Genomic DNA, 23,077 nt, shown 5'->3' on the forward strand with positions numbered 1-23,077 from the left:
GGAGCACCATGCCCGACTTAGACTTGATTTCTGAAGCTGAGCTGAAAGCGGAAGAAGCACAGAAACTCCCCGCCTTTGCTGGGCTCAGCTTAAGGCATTTTCGTGGTCAAATTTCTGAAGCGTTGAGCCACTTTGGCAGCTTCAGCTTGCTTGAGGAATACACCAAGCATGACATCTCTCACATTGACGCCATGTTGGCTATGTACGAATGGATGATTCCTAATGAAACCAAGGAGTTAATGACTCCCGCAGACTGGTTATTAACGACACTCTCTACCTACTTGCATGATTTCGGTTTGCTTATAACGCGCGACGAATTCGATGCTAGAGACTCCGTTTCTTTTTATCAAACCTTCCGAAGTCGAATTGTTGATAACGACGACCCGAGCGTAAAGGACTATAGGTCGCAAGTACAGCGACTTACCACGGATGAAGCCGAAAAGTTCATGTATCAAGAATTTGTACGGTATTATCATGCCGAGCGTATAAGGGCTTGGCTCCGCGACAATCCTGACATGTCGTGGGGAGGTGACCCTAGGGTAATAGATCGACTGGGAAAACTGCTTGGAGAACTCGAGGAAACCTTTCGCGAGGACATCGGTTTAGTTTGTGAAAGTCATCATTCCGATGATTTGCATGATATTCGGAAGTACCCTCTGAGCCGACCGTATGGTTCAAGCCCTGCTGAGGAAGCAAACGTACAATATGCGTCTCTCCTTCTGAGAACATCCGACCTCCTTCACGTGACCAATGACCGGGTCCCCTCAATGGCTGCTCTGATAATCAACCCCCGCAATCCGAAAAGCCAGGTCGAGTGGGCGAAGCAAGGTGCAGTCAGGAGGGTCCGTGCTAAACCAGTGGCTAAGAGCGCAGAAGGAAGCGAAGTCGCCGAGCAGCCCGACACTATCGAGGTGCATGCCACGTTTAAGGAGGCCGAAGGCTACTTCGGTCTGACCGGGTACCTGCAGTATGCGGTCAAGCAGCTTCAACAGACATATGCATGGTCCAAGGAGAACCAAGCCACTGGCGGCTCCGAGTTTCTATTTCCGTGGCGACGTATCGATTCGTCGCACATCGAAGCGAAGGGCTTTGTTACCGAACAGTTCGTCTTCAAAATCGATCACGCGAAAATATTGGACTTGCTGACCGGTCACACCCTCTATAACGACACTGGTGTCGTCGTCCGCGAGTTGGTTCAGAATTCCCTGGATGCGGTGCGGTTGCAGGGGCACTTGGAGTCTGGAAAGAAGGACGGGTACAGGCCGAAAATTAACATTTCGTGGGATTCCGCTGAGCGGGTTCTCACTGTTACGGACAATGGCGTCGGTATGTCCCAGGCGATTATCGAACAGAACTTTTTGCGCGTTGGTTCTTCGCGTTACCAAGAGCCTGAGTTTCAGAAGGAGTTTCCAGAGTTTGCATCTATTAGCAGGTTCGGAATCGGAGTACTCTCGACCTTCATGGTCGCGGACGATGTAACAGTCGTAACTGTTCATGAGTCAGAAACCGAAGCGCGGAAACTGAGCCTCCGAGACGTTCACGGACAATATCTAGTTCGTCTGCTCGACAAGCAGAACACGGAGGTTCCTGAGCAGATCCGGGCGCACGGTACATCCGTTTCCATGAAGTTGCGGCCTAGTGCGGAGTTGTCCGAGGTCGAGACAGTGCTCCGCCAATGGATAGTGCTGCCAGGCTGCGAGGTCTACCTCACCGTCGATGCTGGAGATGAGACCCCTGTCGGTTTCAGCTCTATTCAAGACGCCTTATTGCATGCTTTAACCGACGCTGACCTGGTTAGCACTTCCGACGGGGTTCTTAAAACGGTCTATGGTGCTCCTTTAGAGGTCCGTACGGCAAGCGTTGAGGGTCTAGATATCGCCTATGCCGTCTCTTGGAATGAGTGGCTACAAGACTGGGGATACGTGCGCGTTGAGCATGGAAGGCGCGACTTCGCAGCGTTGAACCAAGGAACGTTTGGTGTGTGCATCAGCGGAGTGAGAGTCACTACGCAACCGCCCGGTTTCGTTTACGGTGGAATTGCTGCCATGGCAAATGCTTCGGGGAAGGGTGCGCCGCGGACAAATGTGGCTAGGAGTGCCATCGAGAAGACGGACGAGTACGAACTCATGCTAGATCGGATCTATGGAGCCTATGTTGGTCACATTGAGACTGAAATGCGAGAGCTCGAAGTCAACCGTGCGTCTTCCCTCACCCGGGCCGTACAGGAGGCGTCGTATCTGGCGGAGGACTTGGCGAGAGTGGAACCTGAGTCGACTGTGATTCGCGATCGAAAGCTGCGTACGGTCCCTGCCATAGTTGTCGAAGAGGCTGGCGTGAGGAAAGCTTATTCCCTGGAAGATCTTTCAACGCACGAAGAACTGGCCTCAATTGAGAGCAATACTATTAGCAGCTTCGAGGGTGTCCTCAGGTCGGTGCGAGGTGCCTCATCCCCGTCCCTGAAAAATCTTATAGAAGCAATGGGAAGCGACGAGGTGCTGCCCGGAGCCCCTCTTGTCTGCGGTTTGAATCGACAGGGCCTGATCAGCGAGATGTTTGCCGCCGAATGGGAAGTTTCTCGACTGGAAACCGACGCGGATGGACGGGCCCTGAAAGCCTCATGGCGCCAGAAGGGAGCATCCCCAATCTGGGTAGTACCTGGAAAGAACACGAGCCTGCCATCTTCGATGGCGTCTCGCATGGAGCGAGAAATAATGTCCGGACGTGTGAGCGACCGTATTTATCGCACCATGTTTCCAGCTAAGCCCGAGACTTTGGAGCTTATTGGCTTTGAAGACAAAAAGTATGTCTTGTGCCAGGGCTGGCACTTACTTCTGCCTGGACACGCCATGCTGGCCGTCGAGCCTGCTTCAGATGCTGTTCCCGCAGCAGCCCGCTTATGGTGCATCAGCTGGTTGATGAATCTCCTAGGTGGTTCCTCTGCCCGGAGTGGAATGGCGTACGAGGTCCCCGCGATCGATGGACGAAGCATTCAATGGCAAAATTCCGTGATCGATAGCTTGCGGAGTTCTGGAGTGTTTGAAGTCTTGGACGAGAAGTCGGTGCGCCAAGCGCTGTCGCATGTTGACGTCGATCCGCTGGATGTTCTTCGGTGGGACAGGCGCCAGTCGCCCGAGTAGGCCCCGAGGCAAGACTTTAGCGAGTGACGGCGGAAGTTCCCGCCGTCACTTGCTGGATTCGCCTTGGCGGCCGCTTTGCAGAAGGTGACGCGAAACCTACTAATATTCTGCGGTGCATGTGGATGCCACCGTTACTGCACACCCAACTTCTACATGCGAACGACTAGGAAGCCCACCCAACCCGCCGTCGTAGTACACGGACACACAGCGCAACGACCCAGCCGCCACACGTAACCTGTTTAGATGCCTCGTTTTGCGCTCGATATTGAGTCCGTCCCCCGCCCAGCCCGCTCGCAGGAGCTGCTGGATGCTGTGAACCACCGCGTCGTAATTGCCGACGGCGCCATGGGCACCATGCTGCAGGGCCGAGACCTGTCGCTCGAGGACGACTTCCTGGGCCTGGAAGGCTGCAACGAGATCCTCAATGACACGCGTCCGGATGTCCTCGCCGACATCCACGACGCGTACTTCGCGGTGGGCATCGACGCGGTCGAAACCAACACCTTCGGTGCCAACTGGTCTAACCTCTCCGACTACGGCATCGACGACCGGATTGAAGAGCTCGCCCGCAAGGGCGCAGAGATTGCCCGCGAACGCGCAGAAGCGGCAGAAAAAACAGACGGGCGGATGCGCTGGGTCCTGGGCTCCATGGGACCGGGCACCAAGCTCCCCAGCCTCGGGCACACCACCTACGACTACCTCAAGCAGACCTTCGCGCTGCAGGCCGAGGGCCTGATCGACGGGGGAGCGGACGCCTTCCTCATTGAAACCAGCCAGGACCTCCTGCAGACCAAAGCCGCCGTCAACGGCTGCAAGCAGGCCATCGTGTCCCGCGGCATCCGGCTCCCCATCTTCGTCGAGGTCACCGTCGAAACCACCGGAACCATGCTCATGGGCTCCGAAATCGGCGCCGCACTCACCGCGCTCGAACCGCTCGGCGTCGACGCCATCGGCCTGAACTGCGCCACCGGCCCGGACGAGATGAGCGAGCATCTGCGCCACCTCTCCAAGCAGTCCTCGGTCGCCATCGCCTGCATGCCCAACGCCGGCCTGCCCATCCTCGGCGCCAACGGCGCGCACTACCCTCTCACCCCCACCGAACTCGCCACCGCGCACGAACAGTTCGTGCGTGAATTCGGCCTGGGCCTGGTGGGCGGCTGCTGCGGTACGACGCCGGAGCACATGGCCGCCGTCGTCGAACGTCTTGCGCCCTTCCGCACCAGCGGAACAGTCGCCAAGAGCGATAACAGCCCCGCCCGCGTCCCCACCGAGCGGGAAGCCGGCGTGGCCTCCCTCTACCAGCACGTGAACTTCGACCAGGACGCCTCCTACCTCGCCATCGGTGAACGCACCAACGCCAACGGCTCCAAGGCATTCCGCCAGGCCATGCTCGAAGAGCGCTGGGACGACTGCGTCGACATCGCCCGCGAGCAGATCCGCGTCGGCGCGCACCTGCTGGACGTCTGCATTGACTACGTGGGGCGCGACGGCGTGGCCGACATGAAGGAGATCGTCTCACGCTTCGCGTCGGCCTCCACGCTCCCGCTGGTCATGGACTCCACCGAACCAGCCGTACTGCGGGCCGGGCTCGAACACATCGGCGGCCGCCCGGTGGTCAACTCCGTCAACTATGAGGACGGTGACGGCCCGGACAGCCGCTTCGCGCGCATCATGCCGCTCGTGAAGGAACACGGCACCGCCGTGATCGCCCTGACCATCAACGAAGAGGGCCAGGCCCGCACCACCGAGGGCAAGGTGGCCATCGCCTCGCGCCTCGTCGACGCCCTGGTGGGCGAATGGGGGATGCGCGTCGAGGACATTATCGTCGACTGCCTGACCTTCCCCGTCGCCACCGGCCAGGAGGAAACCCGCCGGGACGGCATCGAAACCATCGAGGCCATCCGCCAGATCACTGCCAAGTACCCCGGCATCAACACCACGCTCGGCGTCTCCAACGTGTCCTTCGGCCTGAACCCCGCAGCGCGCGTGGTCCTGAACTCCGTTTTCCTGCACGAGGCCGTGCAGGCGGGCCTGACCAGCGGGATCATCGACGCCGCCAAGATCGTGCCGCTCGCCTCACTGCCGGAGGAACAGCGCAAGGTGGCCCTGGACCTCGTCTGGGACCGCCGCGAATACGACGCCGAGGGCAACACCACGTACGACCCCCTGGCCATCATGCTGGACATGTTTGCCGGCGTCGACACCGCTGCGCTCAAGGACCAGCGCGCCGCCGAACTCGCGGCGCTGCCTACGGGCGCGCGCCTGGAACGGCGCATCATTGACGGCGAGGGCAAGGGCCTTGAAGCGGACCTCGACCTTGCCCGCAGTGAGGGCATGACCCCGCTCGGCATCATCAACGACCACCTGCTCGAGGGCATGAAGGTCGTCGGTGAGCGCTTCGGCTCCGGCGAGATGCAGCTGCCGTTCGTGCTGCAGTCCGCCGAGGTGATGAAGAATGCGGTGGCCCTGCTCGAGCCGCACATGGAGAAGTCGGATTCCTCCGGCAAGGGCACCATGGTGATCGCCACCGTGCGCGGCGACGTGCACGACATCGGCAAGAACCTGGTGGACATCATCCTCACCAACAACGGCTACAAAGTGGTCAACATCGGCATCAAGCAGGGCATCGCCGAGATCATGGCGGCGGCGGAGGAGCACAACGCCGACGTGATCGGCATGTCCGGGCTGCTGGTGAAATCCACCGTGGTGATGAAGGAAAACCTCGCGGAGCTGCAGTCGCGCGGCCTGGCGAAGAAGTGGCCGGTGATCCTCGGCGGCGCCGCCTTGACCCGCGCCTATGTGGAGCAGGACCTGGCGGAGCAATTCGACGGCGTGGTCCGGTATGCCAAGGATGCTTTCGAGGGCCTTTCCCTCATGGAACCGCTGGTCCGCGTCGCCCGCGGCGAGTCGCCGGACGACGTCGGCCTTCCGCCGCTGAAGAAGCGCATCCACAAGGGAGGCGCCAAGTTCACGGTGACCGAGCCGGAGGCTATGCCCGGCCGGTCTGACGTCGCCTCCGACAACCCTGTGCCCGCGCCGCCGTTCTGGGGCACGCGCATCGTGCGCGGCGTCTCGCTCCACGACTACTCGGCGTTCCTCGATGAGCGCGCGACCTTCATGGGGCAGTGGGGGCTCAAGCCCGGCCGCGGCGAGGACGGCGCCTCCTACGAGGAGCTGGTGGAACGAGAGGGCCGGCCGCGCCTGCGGTACTGGCTGGACCGCATCCTCGGCGAGGGAATGCTCGATGCATCCGTCGCCTACGGCTACTTCCCGGTGGTCTCCGAAGGGGAACAGGTGGTGGTGCTGCACCACGGGGAGGACCGCGACGGCGTCCTTGGCACCGCGGGTCTGCTCGCCCCGGATGGTGGTTCAGGCGGCCCGATCGGTACCGACCGGCTGCGTTTCGACTTCCCGCGCCAGCGCCGCGACCGGCACCTGTGCCTCGCGGACTTCGTGAAGTCGCGCGAATCCGGGCAGATTGACGTGCTGCCGGTGCAGCTGGTCACCGCCGGCTCGAAGATCGAAGAGTTCACCTCCAAGATGTTCGCCGCCAACCAGTACCGCGACTATTACGAGCTCAACGGCCTGGTCATGCAGCTAACCGAGGCGCTTGCCGAGTTCTGGCATGCCCGCATCCGCAAGGAGCTGGGTTTCGGGGCCGAGGAGCCGAAGGACACGGCAGGGTACTTCAAGCTCGACTACCGCGGAGCGCGATTCTCGCTCGGCTACCCCGCGTGCCCGGACATGGAGGACCGCCGCAAGGTGACGGAGCTGCTGAAGCCCGAGCGGATGGGCGTGGTTTTGAGCGATGAGCTGATGCTGCACCCCGAACAGTCCACCGACGCGTTCGTGTTCCACCACCCGGAGGCGAAGTACTTCAAGGTGTGAGCTGCGGTCTTTGGCCGGGGTTTGGCCTGGGGGAGGGAGCCACCCGGGCACAGCCAGCTCCGCTGGGCGGCATTGACGTAATGTCCAACCAGCTCCGCAGTGGTGGTTTATATCTGCACAGCTGCAGGCCGGACGTGCAAAAATGCAAGTTGCTGAACTTGTTACCTGCCGGTAGTTTTGCTTCTCGGTTGTTTCGCATATCCCCCAAAATTGCGAAACGACCAGGAAGGCCCCGCGGTGTCCCCCATGCTGCGGGGCCTTTCGCTGTACGACGTCGGGCCAGCGGACGGGCTATTCCCGCTGAAGAATTGTTGACAGTGAATCTTCCGTAAAGCTTGAGGGCGTTGAACTGTCAGTTGGAGTGCAGCTGGGCATGCCTGTCATGATCATCCGTGCAGCGAAGGTTGCTGGCCTATCTGAAGGTGGACCAGGCCTTGGGGCTCATGCAGAAAGGCCTGTGCAGCCGCTGTCAGCGGACGCCGAAGTCGGTGTCAACATACGAACCGGGGCGTTTCTGGGCACCATGTTGGCAATTGCAGCCCCCATCCAGCTGGAGCCGAACGGTCACGGGACTCGATGCTTCCAGCTGGATGTCACCATGCTCCTTCCCGTTGCTGCTAAGGCGGACAATTGATTCTTGCTCGTTGCGATGGGTCATGTGACTACCTTTGCTGATGCTGATGGTGATGCTGGGGGTGGATGCGCCCTGGTGGCACGGGCCAGGAAGGCCCGTGCCACCAGGGCGGGTTGCTACTTACGTGGGGTCCTACGCCTTGACGTATCCGTTCGGGTTGAGCACGAATTTGGTGGCCGAGCCGGCGTCGAATTCGGCGTAGCCGCGCGGTGCATCCTCAAGCGGGATTGCCGTGGCGTTTACTGCCTTGGCGATCTGGACCTTGTCGTGCAGGATGGCCATCATCAGCTGGCGGTTGTACGACATGACAGGGCACTGGCCGGTGGTAAAGGACAGGGACTTTGCCCATCCGGTGCCCAGGGACAGCGACAGGGAGCCGTGCTTGGCGGCGTCGTCGATTCCGCCGGGGTCGCCCGTGACATACAGGCCGGGAATACCAAGGGCGCCGCCCGCCGCAGTGATGTCCATCAGGGAGTTCAGCACGGTGGCCGGGGCTTCGTGTGAGGCGTCCTTGCCGTGCCCCCGGGCTTCGAACCCTACGGCGTCCACGCCGCAATCCACCTCGGGGACACCCAGGATCTGCTCGATCTGGTCCTTCGGATCGCCGTTGGAGACGTTGACCGTTTCGCAGCCGAAGGAGCGGGCCTGCGCCAACCGGTCTTCGTTCATGTCGCCGACAATCACGACGGCGGCACCGAGCAGGTGCGCGCCCACGGCGGCTGCGAGGCCCACCGGGCCGGCACCGGCGATGTAAACGGTGGATCCTACGCCCACACCGGCGGTGACGGCGCCGTGGAAGCCGGTGGGGAAGATATCGGAAAGCATGGTCAGGTCCATGATCTTTTCCAGGGCCTGGTCGCGGTCCGGGAACTTGAGCAGGTTCCAGTCAGCGTAGGGAACCAGAACGTATTCCGCCTGGCCGCCCACCCAGCCGCCCATGTCCACGTAACCGTAGGCGCTGCCTGGGCGATCCGGGTTGACGTTCAGGCAGATGCCGGTCTTGCGCTCCTTGCAGTTCCGGCAACGGCCGCAGGAGATGTTGAAAGGTACAGAGACGATGTCTCCCACCTTGATGAACTCCACGTCCGGACCGACTTCCACCACTTCGCCGGTGATCTCGTGGCCAAGGACCAGGTCCTTGGGAGCCGTGGTCCGGCCCCGGACCATGTGCTGGTCCGAGCCGCAGATGTTGGTGGTCACTGTCCGCAGGATCGCGCCGTGGGGTACTTTTCTGCCCACATTGGCCGGATTAACGCCGGGCCCGTCCTTGAGTTCCAACGTCGGGTAGTCGGTGTCGATGATTTCGACAACACCGGGTTCTTTGTAGGCGACAGCTCTGTTTCCTGACATGGGCACTCCTGTTGGTAGGGGTATTGGTGCCAGGCCTTCCTCTCGGATGGCCTAGCACCGGTCCGGCAATATTGCAGGCGCTGCCCCATAACCCGAGAACGGTGCTTCGATGGGGATACCTCCCCAGGTCCAGGCCACCGAAGCACCCTTCACGGGCACGGGACAGCTCAAATGAGACTAGGGTCACAAGAGCATCAATAAAAGCGCAAGATTTTGTAAACCACCGTGCAGATTTGCTGCATGGTTGGCTTGGCGGCATCCGGCCGCTAATTAAGGCAGGTTTTCAGGCCCTCAGTTGTTGCCGGTCCCTGACCTGCACGGACTCAGTGTGCGCAGTGCCTCCGCCGGCGTTTCCGCCCGGACTGGAGACCGGCTTCACCCGCCGGAACGCGGCCAACACAGCCCTGCCGATCACGGCGATACCAATGATGGTGGTGACGGTACGCAGGGTGTCCCATCCCGCCGTCGACGTCACCAGCGAGTACAGCAGGAAGCTGCTCAGGTTGGTGCTGAGCGGGGCTCCGGGCTGGTAGGAGATGCCGGTCCCTGCACCGACCGCGAAAGGCCAGAACCACAGATTGGTCAGCAAGCCGAACAGGTAGGACGCCACGGCGCCGTAGCCGCACAGCATCCACAGTTCCGCTTTTCCGCGCACCCTGCGGGGGAGCAAGCCGGCCCCTGCGCCTACCCATGCGCAGGCGAAGATCTGGAACGGCGTCCAGGGGCCGATGCCGCCCCACAAGGCACTGGAGACGGCGATGGTTGCGGCGCCGAGGAGCAGCCCGAACCGGGGGCCGAACGCCCGCCCGGCCAGGATCAGCAGGATAAAAACCGCCTCCACGCCCCCGACGCCGGTGCTCGCCACGCGCACCGCCGAACCGACTGCTGCCAGGACACCGAGCAAAGCAACCATGTGCGCGGACCGTACCGAGCCGTCGAGGGACACCATGATGGCGACGACGGCGAGCGGTGCCATCGCCAGGGCCGCGTAGGGGAGCGCCGCGGCGGCGTCCTGGGGGAGGGCTGTTGCGAGCAAGGGCCAGCAGAAGGCGGCGAGGGCCAGCAGGTTTGCAGCTGCGAGAACGGCGAGTTCGACGGCGCCTGGCATCTGGATACGGCGCTGCCTTTGTGGGGTTTGGGAGCCTGTATGTTCCCCGATGGCCTTGGTCTTCAGTTCCCCGCCTGCAGGCTGGAAAGTGGAAAGGACCGGTTCGGGAGCGTTTGCCGGCACCGGTGAGGGCGCGAAGCCATCGCGCATCGGGAGGATCCGGGCGCCGAGACCGTGTGCAAAGTCGAGGTCGTGGGTGGCGATCAGGACTGCGGCACCGGCGTCCGCTGCGGCCCGCAGCGCACCCGCTACTGCTCTGCGCCCCTCCTGATCGAGGCCGCGGGTGGGCTCATCGATCAGGAGCACCTGCGGATCGTCCCTGGTCTGCAGTGCGATGGCCAGGATCCTGCGCTCGCCGGCAGAGAGGTCCCGGGGATGCTCGTGCCCAACCGGAATCGTTACGTCTCCGCGCAACCGGGCGAGGCGTGACGCCGCCGGTATCGGAGATCCCTCGTCGCTGCCAGGGCGACGACGATGCGCGCCTTTTCGTTCAGCCTGGCGCTCAGCGCGTGCCTGGCGCCGGTCGGCTGCGCGGAGCTCTCCCGCGACCGTGTCCCTGGTGAAGAGGTCATCCGAGGCGTCCGGCACCAGGGCAACCCGGCCGCCGTCGTCCGTGCCGCCGTCGACAGTTGTTACTGCGCCGGTGCCTTCACCGAGGGCCAGAGCGACAAGCAGGGATGACTTTCCGGCACCGTTTGGCCCCACCAGGGCCACCACTTCACCGCGGTGCAGGGTGAGGGACGCGTCGCGCACCAACGGCTTGCCCTTCCGGTGTACCGCGAGGTTTGTCGCCGTCAGCACGGGCTCGTCCGGCGATGGCCCGACTGGCGACCGAAGGACTTGGGCAGCCCGCGAGGAGGCGGCTGGTGCAACACTCGGGACCAGGGCGCCGTCGTCGATGGTCCACCAGGAATCGGCAACAGGTACGAGCGCTTCCGCCCGGTGCTCGGCCACAACGACGCAGACACCTGCATCACGGGCGAGCGCACGAAGCACGGCGATGACGCGCCCGCGCGCTGAAGTGTCGAGGTCGGCCAGGGGCTCGTCCACCAGGAGCAGTGGCGGGTGCTCGACCACCGCGGCGGCAATGGCCACGAGCGTCGCTTCGCCTGCCGAGAGAGTGCCGAGATTCCGGTCCAGCAGCGCCGACACCCCGATGCTCGCCGCCACGTCCAGCACACGGGCTTTAGCCGCCGCGGACGGCACGCCGCGCAGCTCGAGAGCCAGGGCGATCTCGTCCCGGACCCGGGTGGTGGCGAAGGCGGCGCGGGGATTCTGCAGGACGACGCCGACCAGGCGGGCCGTATCGCGCGGGGGAGTGGCGGCACGGTCCGTTCCGGCGACACGTACCGTGCCGGAGATCTCGCCGCCGTCAGCATGGGAGAGGAGGCCGGACATGCCGCGGAGGATGGTGGATTTGCCGGAACCGGTCGGTCCGGTGATGACGTTGATGGATCCGCTCGACGGTGTGAATTCGTCGACGGCCACCCGGGCGTCACCGATGCGGAACTGGGCGGTGCGCACCAGAAGCGGGCCGCCGTCGTCGTCCCCAGCCTTATGTAACGCCCGGCTCCCGAAGCCGCGCAGCTCGAGGGCTGCGGCAACCCGGCCGGCGTGCTCGAGGGTGCGCTCGAGTACGGGCACCAGGGCACGGGCTCCGAAGCGTTCACCCCGCAACCGGAAGGCCAGGCGCACTGAGGTTACGGCGTCGGAAAGCGCGGGGAGCGCCGCCCAGGCCACCACGAGCATCCGGGCGATGCCCTGCACGGGCCCGCCGCGTGCCAGGCGCATGAAGACGCGGGTCACGTCCACGCAGGCGTTGAGCATGCCGAAGGCGAGGATCATCCCGGCGATGGGCAGGGCGGACAGGACTGCCGCCCACAGGCCGGGTGCGGTGACCGGGCCGAGGAGGACCACATGGGCGTACGGGGCCGGCAGCGGCACCTGCGGCAGGTTGAGCAGGACGGGGCTGCCGATGCCGGTTCCGTTAAAGAGGATCCGGTAGATGACCCGCGCCGCGACGAAGATAACGGCGAGAGCCGCCCCTGCCCGAAACGGCGCGGATCGGAAGGTCATGCTGCCGGGGCGGCCGGTTCGCCGTCGACCGTGAACAGCAGTTCCAGGCTCTCGCCCGGGCTCACCTTCAAGGTGGCGAGGCCTTCCTGGGCGTAGGCCCAGTCACCGGTGGCCGGCTTGACCCAGAGTGCCCAGTAGGCGAAGGCTGCGGGCATCTTGCCGCATTCTTCCCGGTACGTGCCGCCCTTGTGCTTGATGTCGAAGTCTGCGGCGGGCACACCGTTCACGCGGCACACCAGCTCATTGGGGTATTCGGTGGTGCCTTCCGTTTTCACGTTCGCCTTGGCTAGCAGGTCGGACGCCACTGTCGGCTCGGTGACGGGCACGCACGTGGTGCTGTCAGCAGCGGCCTGGTCCAGGGCGCCCGAATCGACGATGAGCTTCACGCCGTCGCACGGCTCGTTGGCGGCTGATGACCTGGCGCTCGCTGAGGTGGTGGGGGCGGGTTCAGAGGCCGCTGGCTGGGTGGCCGGAGCGGAACAGGCGGCAAGGGAAAAGAGGAGACCAGCGGCGGCGAGGGAGCCCGCGGCGGCGGTGCGGATCTTGGTCAAAGTCACCAGTCAAGGGTAGGGCGTTGCTTGTCCTGATCCCGAGGCTGTCTCGTTGTATGACGTTGGCGGACCGCGCTGTTGCCCGTCGCTTGCAGCTTCAGATCGAGGTGTACGACGGCGGGAGGGTCCTGCCGTCGTAGGTCCCGAATTGTCAGACCCCCCTGCGATGCTTTGGGTATGGAAGCAGGTGTGGTTATCGATGCGGGAGGCAGGGCCGCGGTGGCGGCTGCCGTAGCGTCGGTGGCCGGGCTGGTGGATGAGCTTGCCGGTGTTGTTGCCTGTCCTTTGGCTGCAGCGGAAGGACGTTTTCCCGATGCTGATCCGGTCCAGGAGTTGTCCGAAGCGTGCCTGGCGGGGTTGGAGGTACTGGCACGGGTTGAGGCTGCGACGGCCGCGGCGAAAGTGAAGCTTGTGGCCGCCTACGCGGAGGCCACAGCGGTGCTTGAGGGCCCGCCGGCCAGCGCGTATGAGACGTCGGCGCAGGAGATGAGCCTGGTGGCGGAAGTCGCCGGCGTGCTGACCATCGGCGGACGCACCGCTTCCGCCCTCCTGGGAGAAGCCCACGCGCTGACCACGTCGCTTCCGTCGGTACTCAAGGCGCTGCAAACCGGCAGCATCAACTGGCAGCACGCCCGCATCGTGGTGGAGGAAACAACCGGCCTCACCCCCGCAGCAGCCGCTGCTTTGGAAGCGCACTTCTTCGGTCCGGACGCACCGGCCCGGGGTGCCGCACCGGGAGAGTTGGTGCCTGCCCGGTTCCGGCGGAAGGTCCGGGCGTGGCGTGAACGCCACCACCCGGAGTCCCTTGAAAAACGCCATGCGGAAAAGCTCTTGGACCGGCGGATGGAGTACAGCCCGGACCGGGACGGCATGGCCTGGATCTCGCTCTACCTCCCGGGGGACACAGCCTGCGCCATCTGGAACAGGACCACCGCCATTGCCCGCGGCCTTCAAGGCCCACACGAAACACGCAACCTTGCACAGTTGCGCGCGGACATCGGCGGCGGGCTGCTGCTGGGCAACGCGACTCAGAAAGCCGGGGACGTGCCCTCTCCTAAAGCTGAAGTGCTCGTTACCGTCCCGGTCTTCTCCCTCCTGGGCGTCACTGACGAACCCGCTGAGGTCGACGGGCTTGGCCCGGTCCCGCCGTCGATGGCTCGCCGGCTTGTTGCCGACGGTGCCGGCTCGTTTTACCGGGTTTTGGTCGATCCCCGTGACGGGGCGCCGCTGGAAATCGTGTACACCAACTATCGGCTCCCGGAAGCGATCAAGCGGTGGCTCAAGATGCGGGACGGCAGATGTACCTTCCCGGGCTGCAGCAATCACAGCCTGGACAATGACGTTGACCATCTCACCGCGTGGCAGCACGGCGGCACCACCGGGGTCAGCAACCTTGGACAGGCGTGCCCAAAACACCACCGCCTCAAACACCGCTCCACCTGGGCGCCGACGCCGGCCACGAAAAATGAGCCGCCTGGCTGGATTTCACCCACAGGCCGGTTCTACCCGGCTGAACACCCGGACCGGGAACCGCCACTCCTGCCACCACTCCTGCCGCGATACGGCCTGCCGCGTGACTTTCTGCGCGCTACTGACAGCCCTTTGGAACAGGCAATCGGGGCGTGCCTCGCCGCTTGATGCTTTCGGCCGCCTCGTAGCCGCCCTCGGGCATTCTCCTCGCCTAGAACTGGGTGGTGCCACGCAACTTGCGGGGGCGGCCGTCCGGATCCACCAGGAAACGGTTGACAGGATTGGCCCAGAGACGCTGAAAGCGCGACACGGGTTCAGTGACGTGGTGCCGTACTTGGCCGGAAGGGCGGGGCGAACGGCGGCCCGTTGTGTGCCAATGATCCAAAGCCTCAGCGGCAGCATTCCACAGGCCCAGCGCGCCCGCAGGGTCGTCGAGCTGGGGGTCGTTCTCATCGAGGCCCAGGTGTTCGGCCCACAGTTGGCGCCGGAGCCTTTGGGCCAACGGTTGGGCAGCCTCAGAACGAGCGCCCGCGCCGATCGCCTCCCCCTGGACAGGGGAGGTATCCATAACCGCGCAGGTCAGCTCGCTGTCCGTGGTCCAGGATCGACGGTTGAAGTTGTCGGATCCACACGTGAACCAGGTGTCGTCAATAATGCAGATTTTGGCATGGATATAGATCGGAGTCCCGGCTTTGTTCTCCAGATTGAACACGCCGAACCTCTCGGGCGCGACGCGGCTTATAGTCTCGATGGCACGCAACTGCCCGAGCCTCTTGGGCGGACCGCCAAGCGGACCGTCTGAGTCCGGGTAACGGGGCACCACGGCGATCACGTTCAGTCCGGGGTTCTGCTCGAGGGCGGCTGCAATTCCCGCGGCGACCTCTGCCGACCACAGGTACTGGTCCTCGATGTAAATCAGTGAGCGGGCCTTGGCGAAAGCCTTTGTGTAGGCCCGGGCGACGCTCCGTTCACCGCCGGGAGCGAACGGGAACGCCGGATGCTTTACGCCGTAGGTGCGCAGCAGCTGCACTGCGTGAGGGCCGGCCGGTGGCGGGGGCGGTGCAGTCTCCGGAAGGGGCTCGGGATGTCGGGGCATGTCAGCAAGGCGTTGCAGCAGCATCCGGTACGGTGTTCGCCGGTCCAGGGGATGAGGATCGTTCCACCGTTCAGCGAACAACTCCAGCACATCCGCCACAACCGGGCCGCGCAATTCAAGGGCAGCATCGTGCCACGGAGGCTGCTTGCCGTAGCGGGAGTCCATATCCACCGCCTGGGGGTCGCCCGCGTGGTCGGCATCGTCCCTGCGGCCGTGGGAGAGGTCGATACCGCCCACGAAGGCGACGTCCCGGGAAGGGTCGTCGCGACGGCGGATAACGAACAGTTTCTGATGATGGCAGCCGAAGAGCCGCACCCGCTGGTCGAGCAGCACCTCACCGCCGGCGTCGTTGATTTGGCGGCTGAGGAGCTCGTTTGACCGCCAGCTCATCGGCGCCGAGACGCGCTCTCCGTGGGATCTCCAGATCAGGCCGCGTACTTCCACTCCGGCCCGTGCTAACTGAGCCAGCAAGTTACCGATCGTCGGGCCGTCCGGCGTTAGCCGCTCGTCGCCGTCGCCACGCCAGTCGGTGAACCACACGCGATCGCCCGCGTTCAGAGCCGTCAGCTCCTCATGCAGCCGGGCAAAGTAGGTGGCCCCGTGAACCAGGGGCCGCACGAGGTTGCCCTCCGACCAGGCCGCCGATTCAGCATCTTCCGCGTGCACGTGGGTGGCTGAGTTCCCCCTCTCACCGCCACTCAAGAACCATGTACCAGGATCACTGCCCACTCGATGTCCCTTCCGGGGCCCGAGGCCCGTCACTAGGCGTCCCGCCTATTCAGTAGCCTACGACGGCGAGTGAACCGATTGCCGCTGCGGGCCGGCGCAACGGATCTGAGGCCCCGCCTAGAGTCGCAGTTCCATAAAAACGCTGTGGGGGTCAAGGGCATAGCCGGCAAAGGGCGGGCACTCGGTGAAGCCGTGGCGGGAATACAGGCGCCGCGCGGGAGCAAAGTAGTCCTCGGTGCCGGTTTCCAGGTAGACCCGCTCGAAGTTTCGGCTCCGGGCGTCATCGAGGATGTGCCTGAGCATGCTTGTGGCAACGCCCCGTCCCCGCGCCGTCGCTGTAGTGCGCATGGACTTGATCTCGCCGTGCTGCGCGGCACCGGGCGGCGAGTCCAGCAGCTTCAGCGCGCCGCAACCCAGCAGATCGCCGTCTTCACGGGCGGTCCAGAACGTGATCGACGGCGCGGTCAGTGCGGAGTGGTCCAGGGCGTGGACGCTTTCGGCTGGCGAGGTGGCGAACATGTCAGCCAGATGCTCGCTCAGGAGCTGGCGGACGTCGCCCCGTGCGGGGTCGTCCCGGTCAATGAAAATCATGGCCACAAACTTACCGCGGGGCCAGGTGACGCCTACGCCGTCAGCCACCCCCTGCGGTCAACGCCACATCTCCTGCCGCCGTTCGCCTCCTTCTGGTCCTGCGCCGCGTCCAACTGCTCGGAACCTAGAGCGGTTCCTTTATACGGCTGAAGAGCAGACCAATCAGCGAGATGATCACCACCACTGCCAGCACAGTCAACGCAGGGTTGACCCATTCGGGGACGAGGTCATAGGCAGCGTTGCACCTGTTGTGCAGCGGAAAGACCGGCAGGCCATCGTGTGGGTGCCGAAGACGAAAGTTCCGGTCAAAGTCCTGTCCAACGGCCAGACAAGCGGCATACAAACTTCTCGTTGTGGCGGCGAACTGGGCGAGGATGAGGCCGCCCAGCAGGACGGCGGAAACCAAGGCCAGTCCCAACCAGGTGCGCGTAGCTTTAGTAGTCTTTTGCACCAAAGCCAGCTCCCCACGATTGCTGGGCCGGCTCTGTGCCCGAGTTGTGCGCGTCGTGGCGGCCACATCGGCGGGCTGAATCCACCTTGTACATTCTTGGCCGCCTCCCATGCTCCTCGCGCTGCCGGGGAAGGAGAATCAGCGGTCCCCGAAGCCACCCGGTACCGGGTTAGGCCTGACCTTACGAGGAGACCGCAGCCGGCGCACGAGTGTGGAGTACCTGACATGCCGCCACTGGCTACTTGCCCCACCTCGAACGGAAACATGCCGACGGCAGGAGCGTCCCGCCGTCGTACGCCCACCACTCTCTCGCTAGCAAGAGAGGACGACCGCAGACAGCGTTCAGGTGCTGAGGTTCCAGTGGACGCGGATGGCTTCTGCCATCGGGCCGGCAGCAACGTCCACTTGGAACGCAACCGGCGCGGTCCCTGTCTCTTCGATCACGGCGTCTCGGTACACGCGGCCGCATCTGGGGCACAGGGTGTAGAGATCCTCATCCGCCGGCCAGGGCTCCAGCCCTGCGGGGACAGGGGTTTCACCCCCTGCATGAACGGGAATGCCCTGCGAGTTCGCCTGAATCAATCCGTCCTGGCTGACGGTGTTGCCGCAGACGCAGACGATTGTGGTGACATCATGACCGGTTACACTGGCGGTTTCGGTGTCCATGATGACCTCCCGATGCTGGAAGGAACCTGTTGGTATCAGCTTATGCCTGCTGATTCCTGCGCGTGCCCTGAATTGTCCACGCCGCTTAAGGCCTACCCAACTTCCGCTGCATCCATTGCCCGGGCGCAGTGCCGGGTCCACTATTAAGCCTGTCGGGGAGGCTGGGGCCTACTGAAAAGTGCTTACCGCCCTAGGACCAAGGACTCGATATGACTAATGGTGCCGTTTCCCCAAACCGGCGTACGTTGCTCAAAGCGGCCGGAATTGGGGCAGCCAGTGTTGCCTCAATGCCCCTTTTGTCCTCGTGCAGCGCCCAACCTGCACGGCGTGCGTCAACGTCGTCGCCGGCGCTTCTCCCGGCCCCGCCGGGACAGGTGGAACCGCTGCTGGACCTGAAGGCAATCACCAACGCGCTGGCCAAGCTCGACGAACAGGCCGACGTCGCCATGGAAAGCACGGGGCTTCCGGGGATGGCAATAGCCGTGGTGTACCGGGACGAGGTGTTGTACTCCAAAGGCTTCGGCGTGCGGGAGGTCGGAAAGCCCGGAAAGATCAGCCCTGACACGGTGTTCCAGTTGGCTTCTGTATCCAAGCCCCTGGCGTCCACAGTGGTGGCAGGGGCGGTGGGGCGCAAGATTGTCAACTGGACCGACCCCGTGATCCAGCACAACAAGGGCTTCTCGCTCAAGGATGACTACGTCACGCGGAACGCCACCTTTGCTGATCTGATGTCCCACCGCAGCGGGTTGAGAACGGGCGCGGGTGACCTGCTGGAGGACCTCGGGTTCGACAGGGCCTACATCCTCAGCCACCTCAACCAGGAGCCCCTTGATACGTTCCGGTCCAGCTACAACTACAGCAACTTCGGCTTCACCGAGGCTGGCCAGGCGGCAGCTGATGCGATGCACATGTCCTGGGAGGATCTGGCCGACGAGATCCTGTTTCGGAAGCTGGGCATGTCCGCCACCAGTTACCGTCACTCGGACTATGAAAAGGCCACAGACAAGGCCATCCTTCACGTGCCGCTCGGAAACAAGGTATGGGCAGCGAGATACCGCCGCGATGCCGACGCCGAGGCTCCCGCCGGCGGGGCGAGTTCGTCGGTGCGGGACCTGGCGCAATGGCTCCGGCTGCAGGTCGGCAACGGCCAATTTGAGGGCAGGCCCATTATTGATCCCGCTGCCCTTCAAACTACCCGTGTTCCCCATGCCGTCTCCAACCCCGCGGCTGCTCCGGCCGCCCGCTCCCGTTTTTACGGGCTGGGCTGGAACGTCTCGTACGACGACCAGGCCCGCGTCCAGCTGGGCCACTCCGGGGCTTTCAATCTGGGCGCGGCCACCGCCGTCTCCATGCTGCCCGGCGAGCAACTGGCCATCGTGGCCCTGACCAACGGCCGCCCGCAGGGCATTCCTGAAGCAATCGCCGCCGGTTTCCTCGATACCGCCCAGCACGGATCGCCTACGGTGGACTGGCTGGCCTTCACCGCAAGTATCTTCAAGCAACAGGACGAAGCCGACAAACCTGAAGTGGACTACGCCAAAGTTCCGGCCAACCCCGCTCCCGCCAAAGCGAACAATGCCTACACAGGCACTTACACCAATTCCTACTACGGCCCGCTGGTGGTCCTTGACGACGGCGGGAAGCTGGCCATGCGGATGGGACCGGCCGGCAGCCCCACAACCTTCCCGCTCACCCACTTCGACGGCGACACGTTCAGCTTCGAATCCATCGGCGAGAACGGCAACGGCCTGGCCGGTGCAATCTTCGCAGTGGCAAACGGCGGCCCCGCCCGAAGCGTCACCCTGGACTTCTACGACAGGACTGGACTGGGGACTTTCACCCGGGCCGCGTAGGCCAGGGATTCCGACGACGGCGGGACGTCCCGCCGTCGTCCGCTCAAGTCCTCATTGTGGTGGCTGCCCAACTGCGCCACCATGATCCTATGGATGCTGAAACTCCTAAAACAGTGGAACTTAGCCTTCCCCAGGCGTTCCTGCTTCTGGCCACAAACGACTCAAACGGCAGACCTGAAGTGCCGCTGTTCGCGCTTAGGACCACGGTGGCAGGGGCAATATTGGCTGAACTGGACCTGCTCGGCGCGATCGAGCTCCAGGGAAAGCGGGTTAGGGCCACCGGCGCCACCCCGGCAACCGAGTTCGAGCACGAGCTGGAACTGATCCGCGGCAAGTCCCGGCCCCACACTCCCAAGTGGTGGGTGGGCGTGCTGGAGAGCCGCTCCGAAGTGCTGCGTGTCTACGAGGGGCTGGTATCACTGGGCATCGTGGAACATGCCGGTGAAAAGCACCTGGGCAGGTTCCGAGCCGCGCGGTACCCGGAGAAGGACCATGCCCCGGAGGCGGCGCTCCTGGAGAAGATCCGGGCTGCGCTCAGCGGCCCGCCGTCCAGCCTCGAGGTGCCGGACACAGCAGCGGAGGCCGGGGCCCTGAGTGCCGAGGCAGCCGTGGCCGGGTCCGCCGGGTCGGTAGAGGGAGGGTCCAAAGTGCCGAATGCCAAGCCCGTTGCCAAGGGGCCCGACGCCCGGACCATCGTGCTGATCGCCCTGCTTCAGGCGTCCGGGTTGCTCGGCAAGCTCTTCCCCGAGGCAGACAGGATCCGGGCAAGCGAGCTGGCGAAGGACTATTGGCCGTCCCGCGCCGTGGAGGACGAACTTCGCCTGATCAGGCTTGCCGAGGAAGAAGCAGCAACGTTGTGACGGGTCATGTCCAGTAGAGGAGCCGGGCGGCCGGCAGCCGCCGCTCCAGCTCCTCTGTGAACCACCCGCGCATCTCCGTCATGGTCTGCTTCGGGTACACGTACTTGACGCCGCCAAACTTGGATCGCTTCTGGCTCCGCGATTCCTCGTCCATCTCAAGCTTGGTTCCCGGATACCAGCCCAGCAGCACTTCCTTGCTCGCCGGAGTGAAGCGGTGCGTGATGATCTCGGCGGTCAGATCGAGGTCATTGATGCCGGCGACAGCATCGGCGACGCTGTCCAGCAGCGTGCCATACTGCTCCCGCCAGCCAGGTACGGGCATAACAGGGGCAATTGTCAGGCCTACCCGGTAACCCGCCGCTGCCACAGCGCGGAGAGCGGCAAGCCGGGCGGGCATCCGTGCAGTGCCTCCTTCAAACCGGCCCGCTACGTCTGCGGCGTTAACCGAAAACCGGATCCGAGTCCTGCGCCCATGATCGAGGGTTACCAACTCACCGACGTCGTCGAACTTCGTCGTAAACCGCAACTGCACGTCGTCGCCGAATTCCCCCGCCCCGACGCGGGAAATTGCGGCAGCGAGCGACCCCGTCACGCTCTCGATGCCCAGGGGGTCGGTGTAGCAGGACAACTCGAACGTCGTACCCTCGTGGCCACGGTCCAAGGTCCCGCGGGTGACAGAGCCTCTGCCGGCGTGGGTGCGTATTCCGCCCAGCACATCGTCAATGTTCGCGTACACGCGGGTCACGGGAGGACCCTGCAGGGATCCGGCCAGGTAACAGTACTGGCAGTGGGCGGGGCAACCCTTGGCGAGGTCGATGCGCCAGTCAGCGCTCGGCGGGATTGGCTGCGGTTTGAGGACGCTGGGCGGGGCCACGACCACCGCAAGCGTGTTCTTCGCGGACGCGTACGTTTCGCGCTCACTGGCACCGCGCAGCCCTGTCAAGGCGTTCCCTGGCAGGAACCGGACATCGTCAACACCGGCACGCTCGCAGCGCCGAAGGATGTCAGCTGTGTGGGGCAGGTCTGCTGCGGCCCTCGTGATCAGCACGTGTTTGGGAACCCATAAACGGGTGGGAGAAAGTGTGGTCAGGTCCGATTCCTGAAGAGTCATCATTGCCTTTAACAACAATGATGATGGTGCGGTTGTTCCACGTATTTTCCCCGGAATACCCTAAAGGCGAGGTAAGAGTCCGTGGAAAACTACGACGAATTTAGTCCGCTCACCAGGACTCTTTCGTTGCTCCCCGCACCACCTGCCGTGCCGCGCGACCGATTATTGAGCTGTACGTCGGGTAGGCAAACTTCACGCGTGCAAGGGTGGCCACGTCTGTGCCGGCGGCCATTGCGGACGCAACTGCCTGGATGACCTCCACTGCGTTCTCGCCAACCGCGTGTGCGCCGAGTATCAGCTCCCGGTGCCGGTCCGTGACCAGTTTCAGAAATCCCTGCTCCCGGTCATCGATGATGGGACGTTCCACCGACGCATAGGGAACGACGACGACGGCGCACTCCGCGTCGCGTTCCCGGGCCTTCGCCTCGGTGAGGCCCACTCCGGCGTAGTCCGGGTCGGTGAACCCGCCCTCCGGCAGCAGGTGGTGCGGCGTGGTCCGGTGCGCTCCCAGGACGGCATTCTCTGCGGCAGTCTCACCCTCGAAGACAGCGGCCTGCACCAGCATGGACGTCCCGTTTGCGTCTCCGGCAACAAAAATGTGCGGGACGTTGGAGCGAAGGTAGTTGTCCACCGGGATAGCTCCCCTCCCAGCGGCGACGCCTGCCGCCTCCAGGCCGAGACCGTCAATATTCGCCGGCCAGCCGGCAGCCATGATCACTGCACCCACCTGAGCAGACTGCGCGCCGTCCCCGCCTTGCCAGCGGATTTCCAGGCCTCCGCCGTCGTATTTCTCAATGCCATCCACGCCACGGATGCCGACATCCACGTGCACACCGCGGAAACGGAAGCCTTCCGTGACCGCCATGGAGACGTCATCGTCCTCGGTGGTGAGGATGCGCGGTGCGAGGTCCAAAAGGGTAACGTGCGATCCAAGGGCATCGAAGATCGTGGCCAGCTGCGCACCGGTGTGGCCGCCGCCGATAATTGCGACGGAGCTGGGAAGTTCAGGAAGGTCCAAGACTTCGTGAGGCAGCACGGCGTGCTCCGCGCCCGGGATGGGCAGCCTCCGGGCACTTCCGCCCACACACAGGATGACCGAAGCAGCGGTAACCGGGCGCCCGCCGATCAACATTTCCTGCGGCCCGCTGAACGCTGCATCCCCTTGAAGGAACGTGATGTCCAGTTGCCGCATGGCCTCGTTGTACGCTTTGGCGTCAAGTACGCGGTCCACGGTTGATCGCACCCGCCGGACCAGCTGCGGCCAGTCCACCGCAGGCTCGTGGACCACAATTCCGTAGTCCCGGGCGGTGCGCACTTCCCTGTACAACCGCGCAGTCTTCGCCAGCACCCGCGTGGGCACGCAACCTGAGTTCACGCAAGTGCCGCCCAGCCGGGCACGCTCAACAACGGCGGTACGCGCACCGAGCTCCGCTGCCCGTGTTGCGGCAGCCATGCCCGCCGGTCCGGCTCCGACTACCAGGACATCAAAATCCATAACGCCTCCCT

Annotated in this window: 14 protein-coding genes; 5 read left to right on the forward strand and 9 right to left on the reverse strand. The window is 63.9% G+C overall.

The features are described 5' to 3' along the window. Positions 1–8 precede the first annotated feature (8 nt). Entirely contained in the window at positions 9–3,137 is a 3,129-nt protein-coding gene (locus AC5RTE_RS14880; protein ID WP_494042148.1) for an HD domain-containing protein, read from the forward strand. Between the two features lie 243 nt (positions 3,138–3,380). Next, on the forward strand, positions 3,381–7,025 hold the full coding sequence (metH, locus tag AC5RTE_RS14885) for a methionine synthase (RefSeq protein ID WP_494042149.1): 3,645 nt from the start codon (positions 3,381–3,383) through the stop codon (positions 7,023–7,025). A 766-nt stretch (positions 7,026–7,791) separates the two neighbouring features. Here metH and fdhA read toward each other — a convergent pair. The 3 genes from fdhA to AC5RTE_RS14900 form a co-directional block, all read right to left on the reverse strand. Further along, entirely contained in the window at positions 7,792–9,009 is a 1,218-nt protein-coding gene (gene fdhA / locus AC5RTE_RS14890; protein WP_494042150.1) for a formaldehyde dehydrogenase, glutathione-independent, read from the reverse strand. 283 nt (positions 9,010–9,292) lie between these two features. Continuing rightward, positions 9,293–12,193, reverse strand: a complete 2,901-nt coding sequence (locus AC5RTE_RS14895; protein WP_494042151.1) for an ATP-binding cassette domain-containing protein — start codon at positions 12,191–12,193, stop codon at positions 9,293–9,295. After that, positions 12,190–12,750 carry a hypothetical protein gene (locus AC5RTE_RS14900; protein ID WP_494042152.1) on the reverse strand — a complete coding sequence of 187 codons (561 nt, stop codon included), beginning with the start codon at positions 12,748–12,750 and terminating at the stop codon, positions 12,190–12,192. The genes AC5RTE_RS14895 and AC5RTE_RS14900 overlap by 4 nt, the downstream gene beginning before the upstream one ends. A 171-nt stretch (positions 12,751–12,921) precedes the next feature. On the opposite strand from AC5RTE_RS14900, the gene AC5RTE_RS14905 reads away from it, so the two are divergent. Continuing rightward, on the forward strand, positions 12,922–14,382 hold the full coding sequence (locus AC5RTE_RS14905; RefSeq protein ID WP_494042153.1) for an HNH endonuclease signature motif containing protein: 1,461 nt from the start codon (positions 12,922–12,924) through the stop codon (positions 14,380–14,382). A 43-nt stretch (positions 14,383–14,425) separates the two neighbouring features. On the opposite strand, the gene AC5RTE_RS14910 is transcribed toward AC5RTE_RS14905, so the two are convergent. From AC5RTE_RS14910 to AC5RTE_RS14925, 4 genes are all read right to left on the reverse strand, one after another. Then, complete coding sequence (locus AC5RTE_RS14910) at positions 14,426–15,976, reverse strand: phospholipase D family protein (protein WP_494042154.1); 1,551 nt, start codon at positions 15,974–15,976, stop codon at positions 14,426–14,428. A gap of 180 nt (positions 15,977–16,156) precedes the next feature. After that, the gene (locus AC5RTE_RS14915) at positions 16,157–16,630 is read right to left on the reverse strand and encodes a GNAT family N-acetyltransferase (RefSeq protein WP_494042155.1); all 474 of its coding nucleotides are present in this window, start codon (positions 16,628–16,630) and stop codon (positions 16,157–16,159) included. A gap of 124 nt (positions 16,631–16,754) precedes the next feature. After that, the gene (locus tag AC5RTE_RS14920; RefSeq protein ID WP_494042156.1) at positions 16,755–17,081 is read right to left on the reverse strand and encodes a hypothetical protein; all 327 of its coding nucleotides are present in this window, start codon (positions 17,079–17,081) and stop codon (positions 16,755–16,757) included. Between the two features lie 342 nt (positions 17,082–17,423). Further along, the gene (locus AC5RTE_RS14925) at positions 17,424–17,747 is read right to left on the reverse strand and encodes a hypothetical protein (protein ID WP_494042157.1); all 324 of its coding nucleotides are present in this window, start codon (positions 17,745–17,747) and stop codon (positions 17,424–17,426) included. Positions 17,748–17,956: 209 nt separating this feature from the next. Between AC5RTE_RS14925 and AC5RTE_RS14930 the strand changes: the two genes are divergently transcribed. Both AC5RTE_RS14930 and AC5RTE_RS14935 read left to right on the forward strand, forming a co-directional pair. Continuing rightward, on the forward strand, positions 17,957–19,600 hold the full coding sequence (locus tag AC5RTE_RS14930) for a serine hydrolase (RefSeq protein WP_494042158.1): 1,644 nt from the start codon (positions 17,957–17,959) through the stop codon (positions 19,598–19,600). Between the two features lie 89 nt (positions 19,601–19,689). Continuing rightward, positions 19,690–20,460 (forward strand): GOLPH3/VPS74 family protein, encoded by a 771-nt coding sequence (locus AC5RTE_RS14935; RefSeq protein WP_494042159.1) that lies wholly within the window; start codon positions 19,690–19,692, stop codon positions 20,458–20,460. A gap of 4 nt (positions 20,461–20,464) precedes the next feature. Here AC5RTE_RS14935 and AC5RTE_RS14940 read toward each other — a convergent pair whose 3' ends face one another. Together AC5RTE_RS14940 and AC5RTE_RS14945 are read right to left on the reverse strand one after the other, a co-directional pair. Continuing rightward, positions 20,465–21,571 (reverse strand): spore photoproduct lyase family protein, encoded by a 1,107-nt coding sequence (locus tag AC5RTE_RS14940; RefSeq protein WP_494042160.1) that lies wholly within the window; start codon positions 21,569–21,571, stop codon positions 20,465–20,467. A 109-nt stretch (positions 21,572–21,680) separates the two neighbouring features. Beyond that, positions 21,681–23,066 carry a dihydrolipoyl dehydrogenase family protein gene (locus tag AC5RTE_RS14945; protein ID WP_494042161.1) on the reverse strand — a complete coding sequence of 462 codons (1,386 nt, stop codon included), beginning with the start codon at positions 23,064–23,066 and terminating at the stop codon, positions 21,681–21,683. Positions 23,067–23,077 lie beyond the last annotated feature (11 nt).

It is taken from the genome of Arthrobacter sp. K41, from assembly GCF_059089645.1.